16 protein-coding genes are annotated in these 16,239 nt (G+C 51.4%); 7 read left to right on the top strand and 9 right to left on the bottom strand.

What is annotated here, in order from left to right; genetic code table 11:
• Window positions 1–6: 6 nt before the first annotated feature.
• Genes G451_RS0113400 through G451_RS0113385 form a run of 4 tightly spaced genes read right to left on the bottom strand, consistent with a single transcriptional unit; the run spans window position 7 to window position 3,653 of the window.
• Window positions 7–768 carry a substrate-binding domain-containing protein gene (locus tag G451_RS0113400; protein WP_051261481.1) on the bottom strand — a complete coding sequence of 254 codons (762 nt, stop codon included), beginning with the start codon at window positions 766–768 and terminating at the stop codon, window positions 7–9.
• Window positions 765–1,589, bottom strand: coding sequence for an ABC transporter ATP-binding protein (locus G451_RS0113395; RefSeq protein WP_027184658.1), 825 nt, complete (start codon window positions 1,587–1,589; stop codon window positions 765–767). Before G451_RS0113395 ends, G451_RS0113400 begins: the two co-directional genes overlap by 4 nt.
• The gene (locus tag G451_RS0113390) at window positions 1,580–2,602 is read right to left on the bottom strand and encodes a FecCD family ABC transporter permease (RefSeq protein WP_084448571.1); all 1,023 of its coding nucleotides are present in this window, start codon (window positions 2,600–2,602) and stop codon (window positions 1,580–1,582) included. Before G451_RS0113390 ends, G451_RS0113395 begins: the two co-directional genes overlap by 10 nt.
• Window position 2,603: 1 nt before the next feature.
• A complete protein-coding gene (locus G451_RS0113385) occupies window positions 2,604–3,653 on the bottom strand; it encodes an ABC transporter substrate-binding protein (protein WP_027184656.1) in 1,050 nt (349 codons plus the stop codon).
• A gap of 292 nt (window positions 3,654–3,945) precedes the next feature.
• Here G451_RS0113385 and G451_RS29380 point away from each other — a divergent pair, with 292 nt between their 5' ends.
• The 3 genes from G451_RS29380 to G451_RS29375 are packed head-to-tail and all read left to right on the top strand — an operon-like array spanning window position 3,946 to window position 6,432.
• Window positions 3,946–4,959 (top strand): ABC transporter substrate-binding protein, encoded by a 1,014-nt coding sequence (locus G451_RS29380; protein WP_034642276.1) that lies wholly within the window; start codon window positions 3,946–3,948, stop codon window positions 4,957–4,959.
• The gene (locus G451_RS0113370) at window positions 4,959–5,660 is read left to right on the top strand and encodes a GTP-binding protein (protein ID WP_027184654.1); all 702 of its coding nucleotides are present in this window, start codon (window positions 4,959–4,961) and stop codon (window positions 5,658–5,660) included. The genes G451_RS29380 and G451_RS0113370 overlap by 1 nt, the downstream gene beginning before the upstream one ends.
• Complete coding sequence (locus tag G451_RS29375) at window positions 5,650–6,432, top strand: ATP-binding cassette domain-containing protein (RefSeq protein ID WP_051261480.1); 783 nt, start codon at window positions 5,650–5,652, stop codon at window positions 6,430–6,432. The genes G451_RS0113370 and G451_RS29375 overlap by 11 nt, the downstream gene beginning before the upstream one ends.
• A gap of 436 nt (window positions 6,433–6,868) precedes the next feature.
• On the opposite strand, the gene G451_RS0113355 is transcribed toward G451_RS29375, so the two are convergent.
• From G451_RS0113355 to queA, 5 genes are read right to left on the bottom strand one after another with little or no spacing between them, the layout of a single operon-like run.
• On the bottom strand, window positions 6,869–7,414 hold the full coding sequence (locus tag G451_RS0113355; protein WP_027184653.1) for a 2-oxoacid:ferredoxin oxidoreductase subunit gamma family protein: 546 nt from the start codon (window positions 7,412–7,414) through the stop codon (window positions 6,869–6,871).
• On the bottom strand, window positions 7,414–8,175 hold the full coding sequence (locus tag G451_RS0113350) for a thiamine pyrophosphate-dependent enzyme (protein WP_027184652.1): 762 nt from the start codon (window positions 8,173–8,175) through the stop codon (window positions 7,414–7,416). The genes G451_RS0113355 and G451_RS0113350 overlap by 1 nt, the downstream gene beginning before the upstream one ends.
• Window positions 8,172–9,242 carry a 3-methyl-2-oxobutanoate dehydrogenase subunit VorB gene (locus G451_RS0113345; RefSeq protein ID WP_027184651.1) on the bottom strand — a complete coding sequence of 357 codons (1,071 nt, stop codon included), beginning with the start codon at window positions 9,240–9,242 and terminating at the stop codon, window positions 8,172–8,174. The genes G451_RS0113350 and G451_RS0113345 overlap by 4 nt, the downstream gene beginning before the upstream one ends.
• On the bottom strand, window positions 9,232–9,477 hold the full coding sequence (locus tag G451_RS0113340) for a 4Fe-4S dicluster domain-containing protein (protein ID WP_027184650.1): 246 nt from the start codon (window positions 9,475–9,477) through the stop codon (window positions 9,232–9,234). Before G451_RS0113340 ends, G451_RS0113345 begins: the two co-directional genes overlap by 11 nt.
• Before the next feature lie 48 nt (window positions 9,478–9,525).
• Window positions 9,526–10,614 (bottom strand): tRNA preQ1(34) S-adenosylmethionine ribosyltransferase-isomerase QueA, encoded by a 1,089-nt coding sequence (queA, locus tag G451_RS0113335; protein WP_034642238.1) that lies wholly within the window; start codon window positions 10,612–10,614, stop codon window positions 9,526–9,528.
• 218 nt (window positions 10,615–10,832) lie between these two features.
• Between queA and G451_RS0113330 the strand changes: the two genes are divergently transcribed.
• From G451_RS0113330 to G451_RS0113315, 4 genes are all read left to right on the top strand, one after another.
• Window positions 10,833–12,788, top strand: a complete 1,956-nt coding sequence (locus tag G451_RS0113330; RefSeq protein WP_027184648.1) for a S8 family peptidase — start codon at window positions 10,833–10,835, stop codon at window positions 12,786–12,788.
• 343 nt (window positions 12,789–13,131) lie between these two features.
• A complete protein-coding gene (locus G451_RS32810; RefSeq protein ID WP_027184647.1) occupies window positions 13,132–13,833 on the top strand; it encodes an alpha/beta fold hydrolase in 702 nt (233 codons plus the stop codon).
• Window positions 13,834–14,072: 239 nt separating this feature from the next.
• Window positions 14,073–15,191, top strand: coding sequence for an ABC transporter substrate-binding protein (locus tag G451_RS0113320; protein WP_425387502.1), 1,119 nt, complete (start codon window positions 14,073–14,075; stop codon window positions 15,189–15,191).
• 103 nt (window positions 15,192–15,294) lie between these two features.
• Window positions 15,295–16,221, top strand: a complete 927-nt coding sequence (locus tag G451_RS0113315) for a branched-chain amino acid ABC transporter permease (RefSeq protein ID WP_027184645.1) — start codon at window positions 15,295–15,297, stop codon at window positions 16,219–16,221.
• Window positions 16,222–16,239 lie beyond the last annotated feature (18 nt).

Genomic DNA, 16,239 nt, shown 5'->3' with positions numbered 1-16,239 from the left:
ATTTCTTCACGAAGAAAACGTGCGGAACCCGTATTGCCTCAGACGTGACTGTCCACGTATCGACAGCAGCAAGCAGGCAAACATATATGCTGCCGGAGAGGCCGATCGCAAAACCGACAGGCCACAAGTGGTATGAACCTCAAGTCCCTCTGGGAGCTTGCACACACGCAATCCAGAAACCTGCGATGCAACCTGGAGAGCCGATGTAGCATAACCAAGAAAAACATCGGTTCGATCTTCAAGAAACAATCTCGCCACCGGGCTTTTCCCATCCACCGGATGACACCACTTCGGATCTCGCCCCCCAACGGCTTGCAGAGCCTTTGCTGCCAGCCTTTCCTGTGCGCCGGGAAGAAATGATTCCGCCAAGGCAAAGCACTCCCACGCATAATCGCCCGAAGGATCGAGTCCAGGGGTCGAAGTTGCAATACGAATGTCATCCCCTAACAACCAATCCAATACAATTGGAGGATCACGGTCCACACCGTTCGGAACTGTAACGCCAGGTGCCACCATAAGACGTAGAGAATTCCCGGCAAACGGAATGGGAGGAAGCGCAAGTTTCTGTTCCCAAAGCTGTGTCGGATGGCCCATATCGGCTGAGACCAATAACTCAGCAGCATTATTTTGCTCTAGGTCTTCCCGTAAAAGCCCTGACGGACCGTAGGTTATGGCAACTTTGATGTTTTCTTGCTCACTCGCCATTACGGCAATTTCATCAAGAGGGAGTCGAAGGCTCCCTGCACTCATAACATTGAGTGTCCTCATCGTATCTCTCCCAAAGAATGAGATAAGGAAGCAACGCCATCAGGGAGCAAAGGCACACAAATGCGGCCATATCCCTCGATATCCACCAACCGGACCTCTGCAGCATAAACATCACTCAACCGAGACGCGGTCACGACCTCATGCGGCGGGCCCTGCACCATAAATCGTCCTGAAGCCATAATGGCGGTTTCATGACCTACGAGAAACGCATGGTCCGGAAAGTGAGTGGTCATAATCACGGCAATACCCCGCTCCGCTAGCTGCTTGACCAAAGCCAACACCTGGACCTGGTTTCCAAAATCAAGATGGGAGGTCGGTTCGTCCAACAAGAGAACCTTCGGCTCCTGCGCCAAAATACGGGCAAAGAGGACGAGTTGCCGTTCTCCACCGCTAATGTTGGTGTACTGTTTATCCCGTAAATGCGTGATTCCCATCGCAGTAATGGCTTTATCGGCAATTTCGTAATCTTTTTGCGATGGGGATGACAGCACACCGATATGGGGCGCACGCCCCATCACCACGACATCAAACACCGTGAAGGCAAAAAGACTCTGATGACTTTGCGGGACATAGGCGATGATTCTGGCCGTTTCGGCACGTGAGAGCGTGGCGATATTTCTATTTTGCAGAACAACATGTCCGGACGAAACCGGTTCAATGCCAGCCAGGCATTTGAGGAGGGTCGACTTTCCCGTGCCATTCGGTCCCAAAATGCAGAAGACGTCTCCGGGATGAATAGCGAAACTGAGTCGGTCGAATACACGATCCTGACTTCCGTCATACCCGAAACCGATATTCTGGGCCTCCATGATCACGCCCATCCGAGCCTCCCTTTTCGCAAGAGGAATGCGAAAACTGGAGCACCAATGGTGGCAGTCAAAATACCAAGTGGAATTTCCGATGCGGTGACGGTTCGAGCAACATCGTCAATGAGCAACATATAACACGCCCCCAGCAGCAAGCTCGCCGGCATGAGTCGGCTATAATTAGGTCCAACGAGCATACGGGCCAAATGTGGAATGACGAGCCCAACCCAACCGATAATGCCACTTACCGATACAGCCGACGCGGTAATTAGTGTTGCCGCGAGCACAATCACAAGACGTAATCGTCCTGTTGACACGCCAAGCGCCTTGGCTTCTTCATCGCCCAATGTCAGAACATTGATGCGCCATCGCACGACCATGAGAACAGCAATTCCCAATAGAATGGGGACACACACGGAAAACAGTTTTGCCTGCGTCATGGTCGCCAACGACCCCATGAGCCAATACACAATCACCGGCAGTTTATCATACGGGTCGGCAACATACTTGAGTAACGAAAGAAGCGCCGAGAAGAATGATCCGACAATGACGCCGGAAAGTACCAAGACCAAGGTCGGTGCAGCCTTATACACCCGGCCCATACCGTAACTAAGCAATACGGCGAGAGCTCCAAACACAAATGCCAGCAATTGGATGCCGAACATACCGGCCGACAGCAAAATTCCGAGAGCCGCGCCAAAACCGGCACCCGAGGCAACACCCAAAATAAAGGGAGAGACCAGGGGATTCCGAAAGAGACCTTGAAAAGATGCCCCTGACATGGCGAGCCCGCCCCCGATAAGCAATGCCGCACCAATGCGAGGCAGTCGGACATGGAAAAGAACAGTTTGCAGCGTGGGCGGAAAGTCAGTGGATACCGGTATGAACTTGGCGATAACGGCCCACACCGCCGTTACAGGATCAATCGGGTATCGTCCAAGCATCAGCGACCCAAGACACAACAGCACGACGAAGACCGTCAGACCGGCCATCATACGACCGGTCTGACGTGAAACAGTATATGTCATGTTAGTGCTGTCCCTTGTAGGGAATGCCGTAGAATGTCTCGTAATAGGAATTCACCAACGCAGGCAGGTCAACATCGGCGAATTTTTTCGGATAGAGTTTCTTCGCCATCCAGATTTCTCCAAGCGCCATGGACTCAGGCGTCGGATGCCCCCAAGGCTTGACGTATTCCGGAGTAATATAAATCTTGCCATTTTTCACCGCATCCACTTGCGCCCATGCCGGATTGGATTTCATCTCGGGAACGATGGATTTATAACGGCTCTGAACAAAAATTACCGAGGGGTTCCAGCGCAGCACATCTTCCATATTGACTTTCTGGTAGCCATCTAACTCAGCAGCAACGTTTTTACCACCGGCGCGATCCATGATGACCCCGGTATATTTCCCTGAACCGTAGGTATGCAGTTCTGGGTTGGCCATGTAGCAACTGACTTTTTGGTCGTCGGGAATGTTGCTGAGATGCCCCGCAACAATAGCTCTGTTCTTTTTGATGGTCTCAATGAGCTTTACCGCATTGTCTTGTTTTCCAAAGACTTCACCCAATAACGTAACCCCCTCGATCATCCCCTCGGTGTACGCTTTATCAGGATCCTTCAACTTGGGGTTGAGGCGGGAAGCCTGCTCAAAGTCGGCGCGATACAACGAAACACCGACAACGGGAATGCCAGCAGCTTCAATTTGCGAACGCATATCTTCGGGCGCGTAATGTGTGACAATCACGATATCGGGATGAAGCGCCAACAACGACTCCATGTTGATCGTTTTCAAATCCCCGGGTGTGGGCATATCTTTTAACGCAGGAAATGCATTGACCGCATCGGGCAAATATTTGTTCCATCGTTCCAAAACACCGACAATCTGTCCTTCGGCATCGAGTTGGATAGCGATATCCAACGCGTGGTGCATCAGGACAACGGCACGTTTCACCTCATCGGGCAGGGCAACCTTCTTACCGAGTTGATCCATGACCGTGCGTTCCGCACACGCGATCGAAGCGCCGAACATTCCGATCAGAACCAGAAACACAAACGTAATGCGTACTCCTCGCATGAACCAATTCTCCTCTCCTAAATTATCCGCAACACATGCGACCATTCCATATATGGCCTTTTCCTACTCCATCTATTCACAATACGACATAAGAAAAGGGATCGACTGTCAAGAGGGAGACGAGGCTCTACACGCAAATAATTCTTTCCGTGAGATAATGAAGACATTTCTTGGCATATGAATTGCTGTCCCCACGATAACGCCTTTTATAATGAGGGATTGTTTGGTATTGAATTTCAATTTCGTAATCTCTTTCAATTTTGTCGTCAGCACGCATCCAGGAAAGGACAGCATGAAAACACTTGATGAACTCATTTTTTCCGTCTCTGCCATGGCCGAAGAGACCACTCCGGCCTCAGGGAAGCTTGACTTATTGTTATACGCACCATGTCCGGTCAAACTCGCTGTCAAAGAGGGGATTGATGCCATTGTTCGACAATCTAAAGACGACGGTCCCCCTCTCTCCGTCCATATTCCCATGGGATGCACATCGGTTGATCCGGTTGATCCACTCTATCGAGAGACCGATCCGGACCGTTTACCCGATATGATCGCATCCATTGGGTTTGGTGATTTTTTTCGACAGGAATTTGCCGATCATTTTGTAAAAGCGGGCTTTTTTGAAGCCATTCTGCCCGATTATGTCGAACCGATGCACGAACAGGCAGGTATTATCGATCCGGCAGGCCACTATGTGATTTATGGCCTCACACCGTATATTTTCCTCGTCGACATGAAACGCCTCGGCGATGTTCCGCCCCCCACACAGTGGAGCGACCTCCTCGATCCTCGTTATCGGGGACATATCAATATGTGCGGAGACGGCGACGATATGGCCGATGCCGTCCTTATCAACTATTATAAAGAGTATGGTTGGGAAGGTATCGAACGCTTTGCCGAAAACGTCTACGGGCTCATGCATTCGTCGCATATGGGGAAATCCGGCGGTGTGTCGAATGCCGGTGGAATCTATATCATTCCGTATTTCTTTGCCGAAAGTTCCAAACACCCCGACCATATGCGTGTCATCTGGCCTGAGGATGGAGCCGCTGCCAGCCCGCTCTATTTTCTCGTGAAAAAAAGCGAAGCAGAGCGATTGAAACCGCTTGTGTCCTTTCTCAATAGTGGGTTCGGCCAGATTGAAAGCGCCCGCTGGTTCCTGCCGCTTTCCGGTCCCCTGCCGGAAGGACTCGACAAGAACGCCCGTATCAAGTGGGTGGGTTGGGATTTTATTGCAGAACGCGACATCACCACGGTCCGCGACGAACTCAATGACCGCTTTCGCAAACTTGTGCAGGTGAAATAATGCGACTGATTACCGTTGCCGGACCGCCTTCATGCGGCAAGACATCGGTGCTTCTCCGCACCTGTGCCGCTCTCAAAAAGAAAGGTGTTGCCTGCGCCGTCATTAAGTTCGACTGCCTCCAAACCCGCGACAATCTCGCCTATCATGACGCGGATATTCCGGCCACGGCGGTTCTGTCCGGCGGGCTTTGTCCGGACCATTTCTTTGCCACGAATCTTGAAGAAACATTCGAGTGGGCCAAGAACACCGGTGCTGAATGCTGCGTCATCGAAACAGCTGGACTCTGCAACCGCTGTTCTCCGCACCTGCGCGGTGCTTTGGGGCTGTGTGTCATCGATAATCTTATGGGGATCGATGCCCCGCAGAAAATCGGTCCCATGCTCAAACTGGCCGACCTCGTTCTTGTCACCAAAGGCGATCTTGTTTCTCAGGCAGAACGCGAAGTCTACCGACACCGCATCCGCCAGATGAATTCTCGCGCCATTATCCGGCATATCAACGGCCTGACCGGTCAAGGATGTCAGGAGCTGGCCACCGTGCTTGCCATGGCCCCGGATATTGTCTCCGTCACCGACATGCGATTGCGGTTTGCCATGCCGGCGGCCGTCTGCTCGTACTGCCTCAGCGAAACACGTATCGGCAGCCGGTACCAGAAAGGAAATGTGAAAAAAGCCGAATTTGGAGACGCCCATGTCGTCTGATATGACCACACTCGACAGCCTCACGGTGACCGCGGGCAGTGACAAATCCGGCAACTCGGCATGCCATGATATTATTTTTACTCCCGGTGAAATCACGGCGCTGCTTGGACCGACCGGGTCCGGGAAAAGCCGGTTTCTCTCGGATATCGAATCGCTTGCCGATAATGACACCCCGTCCGGCCGGAAAATCCTACTCAATGAAACCCCGCCCGACCCCGATCAACGTTTTGAACTACAAGGACGGCTCGTTGCGCAGCTGACACAGAACATGAATTTCGTCCTCGACATGGCTGTTGACGATTTCATCCTGACGCACGCCAAAAGCCGCGAGGTTCCCACCCCGGAAGAGACGACCGAAAAGGTCATTGCCGCAGCCAACGATCTGGCCGGAGAACCGTTCGCCCCAAGAACCCAACTGACACAACTCTCGGGCGGACAATCGCGCGCGCTGATGATTGCCGACGCGGCCCTGCTCAGTTGGTCGCCGGTCTTGCTCATCGACGAAATTGAAAACGCGGGCGTCGACAAACTCCGCGCGCTCGACCTCCTCGTCAAGAGCGACAAAATCGTCGTCATCGCCACCCACGACCCCGTTCTCGCTCTGTCGGCCACTCGCCGCCTCGTGTTCGAACACGGCGCGGTCCACGCCGTCCTGTCACGTACCCAGGAAGAGCAAGACATTCTTGCCCGACTCACCGACCTCGAAAACACCTTCTCCCATGTTCGAAGTCAACTGCGATTGGGGAAGCCGTTGACAATAGGAGAACGCTAAACAAGACGGATGAACGTATACTGAGCCTACGGAGAGAAAGCAGTAACCATGAACTCAGGCGATTGGGGAGCCCCCTTCCCAATCGTTTCTTTCAAGATACAGAAACATTGTTATAGCTTCCCTCGATAACCAATATTTCTTAAACTGCTCAGAATCCTGGAAGGAATTTCTTCGATGCAGTATAGAAAGGAAAAAGCAACACCTCTTAAAGCACAAATCGTCTACACGACATTCGCACTTGCCTTCTTTATCGGCATCAACACCGTTGCCCCTCTTCTTTAATGTCCAAAGACCAAAGCAACGTTGCCGAAATCTCACAACAACATTACATTATTTACCAAACAATAAAGGAGCACCTGTCCATCAAGACAAGTGCTCCTTTTTCTTTTGCAAGAGAAACAGACGTTCTGTCTTTTCTCCTTATCGCTGAAAACGATTATCCCACGTGGTCGTAGCCGGCTTGAAGGGCTTCGGAGTTTTTGGGGATGAGATGTTTGTAGTGAGCGGAGATGACATTTTCGAGGCTATCTTTGACAACATCAAGCGGCATGACATTGCTTGCCTTGATGTAGGCCCCGAGAGCGACCATGTTGGCCATGCGGGTGTTGCCGATTTTGTCGGCAATGTCGACCGCCGGCACAGCAAAAACGGAATAGCGATCTTTCTCCGCCAACGTCGGATCAACAAGCGACGAGTTGATGACAGCGACACCACCGTCTTTCAGGCTCGGACCAAATTTGTCGAGCGATGGGCGATTCATAATGATGACGGACTCAGGCGATTGAATAATGGGAGAACCGATTTCTTCGTCCGATACAACAACGGTGCAGTTCGCCGTTCCCCCACGCATTTCCGGACCATAGACCGGAATATAGGTCACATTCAGACCGTGATTCATGCCGGCGTAGGCCAGGAGATTGCCGATCAGCATTACGCCCTGGCCGCCGAAACCGGCGATGATGACGTCTTTATACAGGCTCATCAGCATCCCTCCCCTTCATTCAAACGGTCTTTGTAGATTCCCAGGGGGAAGTAGGGAATAAGTTCGCACTCAATGCGCTCATTGGCCGCAACCGGCGTCATTTTCCAGTTGGTCGGACAGGTTGCAAGCACTTCGACAAACCCGAATCCTTTGTTGTCGATCTGCGCTTGGAAAGCATGCTTGATCGCTCTTTTTGCTTTCACCAAGTTCTTCGCGTTGTTCACCGCCACGCGGGCGCTATACGCAACTCCACCAAGTCCGGCGAGAATTTCAGCCATCTTGAACGGCTGCCCTTCTCGTTCGGCACACCGGCCACCAGGACACGTCGTGGTTTTCTGGCCAATCATTGTGGTTGGAGCCATTTGTCCACCGGTCATGCCATATACCGTATTATTAACGAAGATAATGGTTACACGCTCGCCGCGGTTGGCGCAGTGCATAATTTCGGCCATACCAATGGAGGCCAAATCTCCGTCGCCCTGGTAGGCAAGAACGATATTGTCGGGTTTTGCTCGTTTGACGCCCGTTGCCACGGCAGGTGCACGACCATGCGGCGCTTCAACCGAGTCGACAAGCAAATAGTTGTAGAGAAAAACGGAGCAGCCGATGCTTGTCACGGCAATGGTTTTATCGACAACACCAAACTCTTCCAGACATTCGCCAACAAGCCTCTGGGCGACACCATGCTGGCAGCCCGGACAATAGTGCGTGGCACGATCGGCGATAACTTCAGGCCGGTCAAAAACGAGTTGTTCGGTCATGAGGCGCTCCTTTCAAGGGCCGACAGGATCGGCGCTTCAAAGTCGTCAGGACTTGGGATGGACCCGGGCATGTGGCCGTGAAAATCCGAGTCGGCCAAGCCGATCATGCTCAGTTTGACGTCCTCGACCATCTGGCCCAGATTGTGTTCGATGGTTAAGAACCGCTTTCCTTTCTGTGCCAGTTCGCGCAGTCCCTGAGCCGGAAAAGGAAACAGCGTAATGGGACGATACAGGCCAACTTTTTTCCCCTGCTTGCGCAAATTGCGAACCGCACTTTTCACAATACGACCAATGGAGCCATAGGCTACAACGACGAGTTCAGCGTCGTCGGTCTCAAACGATTCGGCTCGAATCTCGGCTTCCATGGCTTTATAGGTATCGCGCAGGCGGATATTTTGTGCGGCCAACGCACCGTCTTCAAGATACAGCGATTTAATAAGCCGCATGGGACGACCTTTGGCCCCTGTCAGTGCCCAGTCAGACGCTTCGTTGGAATCCACCGGCGCTGGCTTCCAGGGGATGACCGGTTCTTTCATTTGACCGATAATGGCATCACCAAGAATCATGACGGGATTTTGGTATTTAAACGCAAGATCAAAAGCGAGAATGGTCAAATCATATGCTTCTTGGCAGGTCGCCGGTCCAAGGACGAGCAGACGGTAATCGCCGTGCCCTCCGCCTTTGACGGATTGAAAATAATCGCCCTGTGACGGACCAATATCTCCAAGACCGGGACCTCCACGGTTCATGTTGACAATAACGCCGGGCAAGCGCGAGCCTGCCATATAGGATATTGCTTCTTGCTTGAGTGAAATCCCCGGACTCGAAGATGAAGTCATGGCCCGGGTACCTGTTGCCGCAGCACCGAGAAGCATGTTCGCCGCAGCGACTTCGCTTTCAGCCTGAACAAAACTTCCACCGGATTCGGGCATGAGCTTGGACATAAGCTCGGGAATATCGTTCTGGGGCGTGATGGGATACCCGAAATAGCAGCGGCATCCCGCAGCGAGAGCGCCGTGAACAACGGCCTCATTGCCTTTGACGAAGATACGGGATTCACTCGCCATGTGCCGCCTCCTTCTTGGCTTTTTGGGTACGCCAAACTGTAATGGCGATATCGGGACACATTTTGCCGCAAGCGGCGCAGCCGGTACATTCATCGGCCTTGTCCGGATCCACTTCGGCGACTTTGTAACCCTGCTGGTTGAACCTGTCGGCCTGACGCAAGATTTCCTTTGGACAGGCGGTGACGCAAAGTAGGCACCCTTTGCAGAGTGCCTCGTCAATTTTCACGTGGGACATGATCGCTCCTTGAAATTGCGCCCCTGGTGAGCGCGCTCTGACGACGCCTTATGGGCATTTTGTACGAAGAAGCATAGCGTCGCCGTACGAGAAAAAACGATACTTCGACGAGACGGCATGGGAATATGCTTGAAGCACCGTGTCTCGTCCGGCCAGGGCCGACACCATAATCAGCAGCGACGATCCTGGCAAATGGAAATTCGTCACGAGATTGTCAACAACATGAAACTGATAGCCTGGACGGATAAAGATATTGGTGTCCCCAGAAAAGGGGGCGATTTCCCCACATCGTGCAAACGCTCCCTCAAGGATACGCGTCGAAGTCGTTCCAATAGCCGTTATCGGGCGTCCTTCTTTCTTGGCACGGGAAAGCACACTGGCGGCTTGTTCGGATACTTCACCGTATTCGTTGTGCATGACATGTTCCCGGATATCATGGCAACGCACCGGTGAAAAGGTGCCGTAGCCGACATGGAGCGTGACGTCGACCCATTCGATACCGCGTTCCGCCAGCTTCTCACGGACATCGTGCGTCATGTGCAAACCGGCAGTTGGCGCAGCGACTGATCCCGTCTTGTCCGGTGCAGCATAGACGGTTTGATAACGAGTTTTATCATTCAACGTATCGCTTCGCCGAATATACGGGGGGAGAGGCATGTGGCCGAGGCGATCGACAATATTTTGTAGATCCCCTTGCCAATGTAATTCAACGTCACTTTTTCCGAATTCCCCACGTTCAATGACTTCGAGCCAAAAGTCAGGAGCAAAATGGATAACCTCTCCTGGGCGCGGTCCCTTGGAGGCTCTGAGCAAACCATTTGCACGTGCTTGCCACCAATTTTCAGACGTCTCAATTGGTGTCAGCCGAGAGAGAGGCGTTAATAAAAGGAGTTCAACTTTTCCCCCTGTGGATTTTGCACCCAAAAGACGTGCAGGCATAACACGAGAATTATTCGCTACAACAACTCCATTTCGCGGGAGAAATTCAGCAATATGCTCAAACACCGTCTCATGGACGACACCATGTCCTCTATCAACAACCATAAGCCGAGAGCCATCACGCTTTGTAAGAGGAGTTTGGGCAATGAGTTCTTCGGGAAGATGATACTGATACGCATTCAATTCATGTTCATTCATAACAACGATTCACTGCTCTTTTACACCCAATAGCAGCTTTTATGAACAAAAGAGGTGGGTTGGATTAAATTTCAAAGAAGATATATCCTCCCACCTTGCGTCCTTTGCATATCTGCCTTATTGATGTTGTAAATTGTAGAGATTACGACATCACAATATTGATGTCCCAATGACCGCTCTCGCAAGCGAAAAACCTTCTATATGCACAGGAGTCTCATATGATGGCATTGTTGGCTCGGCAAACAGTTTTACCGCCGGTCATAACTTTCGTTTTGGTTGCAATGTTCTTTACTCTGGCCACTCCTGCGCTGGCCGAGGAGAGTATCCCGTATTTCAAACCTGAAGGCAAATTGTCGTACAAACTCGATCTGTTGTCCCAGACACGATTTCGGAGTAAATCGCGCTCGACCCAGGCGAAGATGCTTGGGATTATGGACACGACCAAACCCACTCCCGGTGGTTTGATGCAGACCACCGATGGCAAAATTGTTGTCGACCTGTTTGTCACAGATACCGACCAAGCAACACTCGATGCAATTGCTGAAGCCGGAGCCGATATCCTGCATGTTTCAGCGCGATATGCAGTCATTACCGCTGCCGTCGCGACAAACCAACTCGACGCCATTGCAGCGCTCCCCGCAGTCAAAAATATAACGGAATCCCCTATACCAATCCGGAACCAAGCCGATTGCGCAAAAGCAACGACGACCGACGGTGATGTTCAGCTTAAAGCCGACTTGCTTCGGGATGCAATGAACATTGACGGCACCGGTGTCAAGGTTGGCGCACTGTCCGATTCTTTTGATTCCGCCACGAACAACCCGCCCACCAACGCATCCGACGATATCGGAACAGGTGATTTGCCGGGCCAGGCTAACCCATGCAACCGTCTGACAGATGTTGTCGTCCTTCAAAGCGAAGGCGGAGCGAGTTCGCCAACGGATGAAGGGAGGGCCATGTTGCAAATCGTGCACGACATCGCCCCTGGAGCGCAACTTGGATTCGCTTCGGCATACCCTTCGATATACACTTTTGCCGATAACATTCGCGCCCTGCGCGACACATTCGGAGCCGACGTCATCGTCGATGACGTCAACTACCTCTACGAGCCCATGTTCCAGGAAGGACCAGTCTCAACTGCAGCACAAGAAGTTGTCAATGATGGTGCGGTGTATTTCGCATCTGCCGGGAACTTCAATGTAGAAGTGGATGTGAACGGACAATCCCAGGCTATTGGCTCGTATGAAACGGCTAATTTCCGTACAACGCCATGTCCCGCGACGATTGCTACTTTAGGAAAGTACAACGCATGTCATGACTTTGATCCGGGAACGGATGCCGACAACACCTCGGGATTCACTTTGTCGAGTGGTGGGTATATCAGCTTCAACTTCCAGTGGAACCAACCCTGGTTTGGAGTCACCGAAGACCTCGATATATTCATGCTTGATAATAGCGGAAACATTCTGGCTCAAAGCACCAATACTCAGCTGATATACCCATACGAAGGTTTTACAATCCAAAATACTACAGATGCGGATCTCGTTGTGCGGTTTGTCGTTGCCCGAGCCAATGGAACAACATCGACCCCACGGTTCAAGTACATCATGTTCCAAAGCTCCGGCATTGAAAGTGCAGAATGGACCGGCGCCAAGAATACGACAGATATGTTTGGCCCTACACTCTTTGGACACAATTCATCGGCTGCGGTCATGAGTGTTGCCGCCATGAGCTTCCAAGAATCGCAGGTCGAGAGCTTCTCATCACGTGGCGACTCGACATTGTACTACAACCCCGTCAATGGCCAAACACCAGCGACTGCCTTGCCTGCACCTGTGACAGTACACAAGCCTGACTTTACTGCCACGGATGGAGCAAAAAACACATTCTTCGGTTCTCCGGGTAATGGCGCATACTACTTCTTCGGCACATCAGCTGCGGCTCCTCATGCCGGTGCTGTCGCCGCTCTCCTTCTTGAAGTTGCCGCAAACACAGGACAAACGCTTGACCAGGCGGGGATGGAAGAATTACTCGAAAATACGGCGACCACAATTGATGGCAACCCCAAAGCATCGGGTGCTGGATTAATCAATGCATTAGCTGCCGGGGAAAGCCTGCAATCCGGTGACCCTCTGGTTGCTCTGCTCTCAGTCTTAATCATCTTATTGAACTAAATAAGCTCATTCTCAACTATTGAATAATTCACGCCGCCGTTCCTGGTTTGCAACTGGAACGGCGGCATTTTACGCTCATCCAATGTCCTCTTGCTGTTTGCATAATGCCAAGTAGACATTGAACAATTGCCATAGCGGGCCATTCCTCTCCACACCAGCTATCCTGAGCATTGATGAATACATACGGCTCCATAAGCCATTTTCATCGGCCCATTGTATTCATTGAAGATATCATACAAAAAAATTTCTATTGCTTTTCCTTGCCCTCGTTGCATTCATCCAGCATACTTAAACCGTTGCCATGTCCCCTTTGTTGTGTGCAACAATAACCCCCTATAAAATCATGACATTCGTTTTTTTGCACGGTCTCGCCGGCGACCCCGATGATATTTTTCATGCCTCGGCCCATCTCCCGTCGCACCGATTTATTGCACCACGTATTCCGTATTTTGAGGACGAAATGGCCTCTGTCACTGACTTGGCCGATGTACTCATTCCAGAAATCAGGCGCTCCAATCCCGGGAAGACACCAATTCTCGTTGGGAACTCACTTGGTGGCATGGTCGCCCTTGCCCTTGCAGACACATTCCCCCAGGCTCACCTTACTCTGGTTGGCACGCACATGGTCACGACCAGCCGTCCAGTACACCGTACAGGAGGAGGGTTTGACCGAGAACTTGGCTTCATCTTTCACAATCGCTCCGCTCTCACGGAAACCCGAAAAGCCCGATATCGAAAAAAATGGATGGATTTCACATCGTCTCGCAAAGGTATCCGTCGTTTGCGAACGATTAAAGCCCTTGCTTCAGCATTCGATATCGCGTCCCGGTTTGAACGCTTTCAACATCGCATCACTTTAGTCTGCGGTCGAAATGATCAGATTAGTTCCCTCCATCAATTCACAGAGCTCCATCGTCACCATCGAGGCTTGCGCATACATATCATTGAAGAATGTGGGCATGCGATTCCGTTGGAACATCCTGCCTGCCTTGCCCGAATCCTTGCAGGCCAAATTCATACTGACTCTACCTCAAACGAATTTTGACTTGAAAATCAATCCGCTTTCCCCTACTTGTTCAATCTTGGAAAGGAACTCTTTCAACCAATATCCCATTGGTGCATAATTTTCAAAAACGTAAATTTTGCGAGATGGAGGGATTTCTTTTCAGACTGAGTTACGGTAGGAACTATTCCTTGTCGTACACATTAACGTATATGTATGGATTCTTGAGGAGGAAGGAAATGAAGAAAATTCTGATTGGCCTTGTCGCACTGACATTTGCCATGACAGGTCTGGCCCATGCCGCAGACGACACCATCAAACTCGGCTTTGATATTCCGCTGACCGGCGACATCCCGGATGTTGGCGAATCGGCAAAGAATTCAGCCGAAATGCTCAAAGAACAGATTAATAAAGACGGCATCAAGGTTGGCGACAAGACCTATAAGGTTGAATTCATTTACGAAGACAACGAATCCAAAGCTGAATCTGCTGTTTCCGCAGCCAACAAACTCATCACGCAGGATGAAGTCCTCGGAATGGTCGGCCCCCAGTCCTCGAAACAGGCCGTTCCTGCTGGTGAAGTGGCTAACAACCTGAAGACTCCCATGGTCTCGCCCTGGTCCACGAATCCCAACACGACCTTAGACCGTCCGTATGTCTTCCGTGGTTGCTTCCTCGATACCTTCCAAGGACCAACTGCTGCCAAATTCGCTACCCAAGAATTTGGTGCCAAGAAAGCCGCCGTGTTGTACGACATTGCCAGCGACTACCCCAAAGGGCTTGCTGAAGACTTCAAGAAAGCGTTTGAAAAAATGCATGGCGAAGGTTCAGTCGTTGCTTTTGAAACCTTCACCACCAAAGACGTCGACTTCTCCGCTCAGCTGACCAATATTGTTAAATCCGGCGCTGAAGTTCTGTTCGTTCCCCAGTATTATAACGAAGTGCCGCTTATCGTGAAACAGGCCAAAGCACTTGGCTGGGATAAGCCTATCCTTGGTTCCGACTCCTGGGGTGGCGGCGACTTGATGGGCCTGTGCGGCGACGACTGCAAAGGCTATTTCTTCGTTACGCACTACGCTGCCGCTGGCGCGAAAGGAAAAACCAAAGATTTTATCGACGCGTACAAAGCCAAATATAACAAGACTCCTGACGACGTGGCCGCGCTGACCTGGGACTCCACCAACCTTATGCTCCAGGCCATTAAGGACACGGGCGGTTTGACCGGCAAAACTGGCAAAGACCGCAAAGCCATCATGAAAGTGCTGGGAACAGTGAAAGATTTCGACGGTATCACCGGAAAAATGTCTTTCACGCCTGAAGGCGATCCCATCAAATGCGCCGTTGTTGTCAAAATCGACGATGCTGGCAACTACAGCTTCTATGAGTCGGTCTGCCCGTAACCGACATCTGCGCATGATCTCACAATGCGCCGGGGTGATTTCATCCCGGCGCATTGATTGAGAACATCAAGCGTTGACCTCAATTTTCACGTAAGGGAAACTCATGGATTTTGCCGGCATCATCCAAAATATTTTGAACGCTTTACAGTGGGGGAGTTTTTACTCTCTTATCGCACTCGGGTATTGCCTGGTGTACGGCGTTCTCCTCCTCATCAACTTCGCCCATGGCGATATTTTTATGGTTGGCGCCTACATTTCACTTTTCGTCGCCACATTACTTCTTGGCCAGTTCGGTGGTATTCCTGGTATGCCCGGCTGGCTTGTTCTGACTCTGGCCGTTCCCCTTGTTATGATCCTCACATCATGTGTAGGCGTCACCCTCGAGCGCATCGCATATCGGCCACTCAGACGAAAAGGCGCTCACCGTCTCTATGTTGTCATTACCGCACTCATGTGCGGTCTCATTCTTGAGAATGGGAACCTGGCCCTGTTCGGGGCCTCGCGGCGCAGCTTCCCGACACTTGTTGAAACACATGTTTTCGACGTTTCCGGTGTCGCCGTCACAAATATTAAGCTCGCTGTCATTCTCGTCGCGATTATCGCATTTCTCTTTTTACGATTTGTCGTGGTGAAGACCAAAATCGGTATGGCCATGCGTGCCATTTCTTACGACAAATTTGCCGTTCCGCTCATGGGTATTCCCATCGATACGGTTATCGTATTCACGTTTGTCCTTGGGTCAGGCTTTGCCGGCCTCGCCGGCCTCATGTTTGCCATGACATATCCGGTTTTGGACCCGTACATGGGAGCTATGATCGGATGGAAGGCCTTTATTGCCGCAGTTGTCGGAGGCATTGGTTCCATCCGAGGCGCTTTTGCTGGCGGTTTCCTGCTCGGGTTCGTTGAAATCATGGTGGTGGCCTTCTTCCCCTCCACTTTGCGCGACCTGATCGCCTTCAGTATCCTGCTGTTTATTTTATGGCTCAAGCCAACAGGACTGTATGGCGTGGCCCGGCGTACCAAGATCTAATTTCGGAAGATGCGAGTA

Origin of the sequence: Desulfovibrio inopinatus DSM 10711 (assembly GCF_000429305.1) — a bacterium.
Lineage (GTDB): Bacteria > Desulfobacterota > Desulfovibrionia > Desulfovibrionales > Desulfovibrionaceae > Alteridesulfovibrio > Alteridesulfovibrio inopinatus.
The sequence above is the reverse complement of the archived record's forward strand: the minus strand, read 5'-3'. Positions and strand labels throughout refer to the sequence as shown.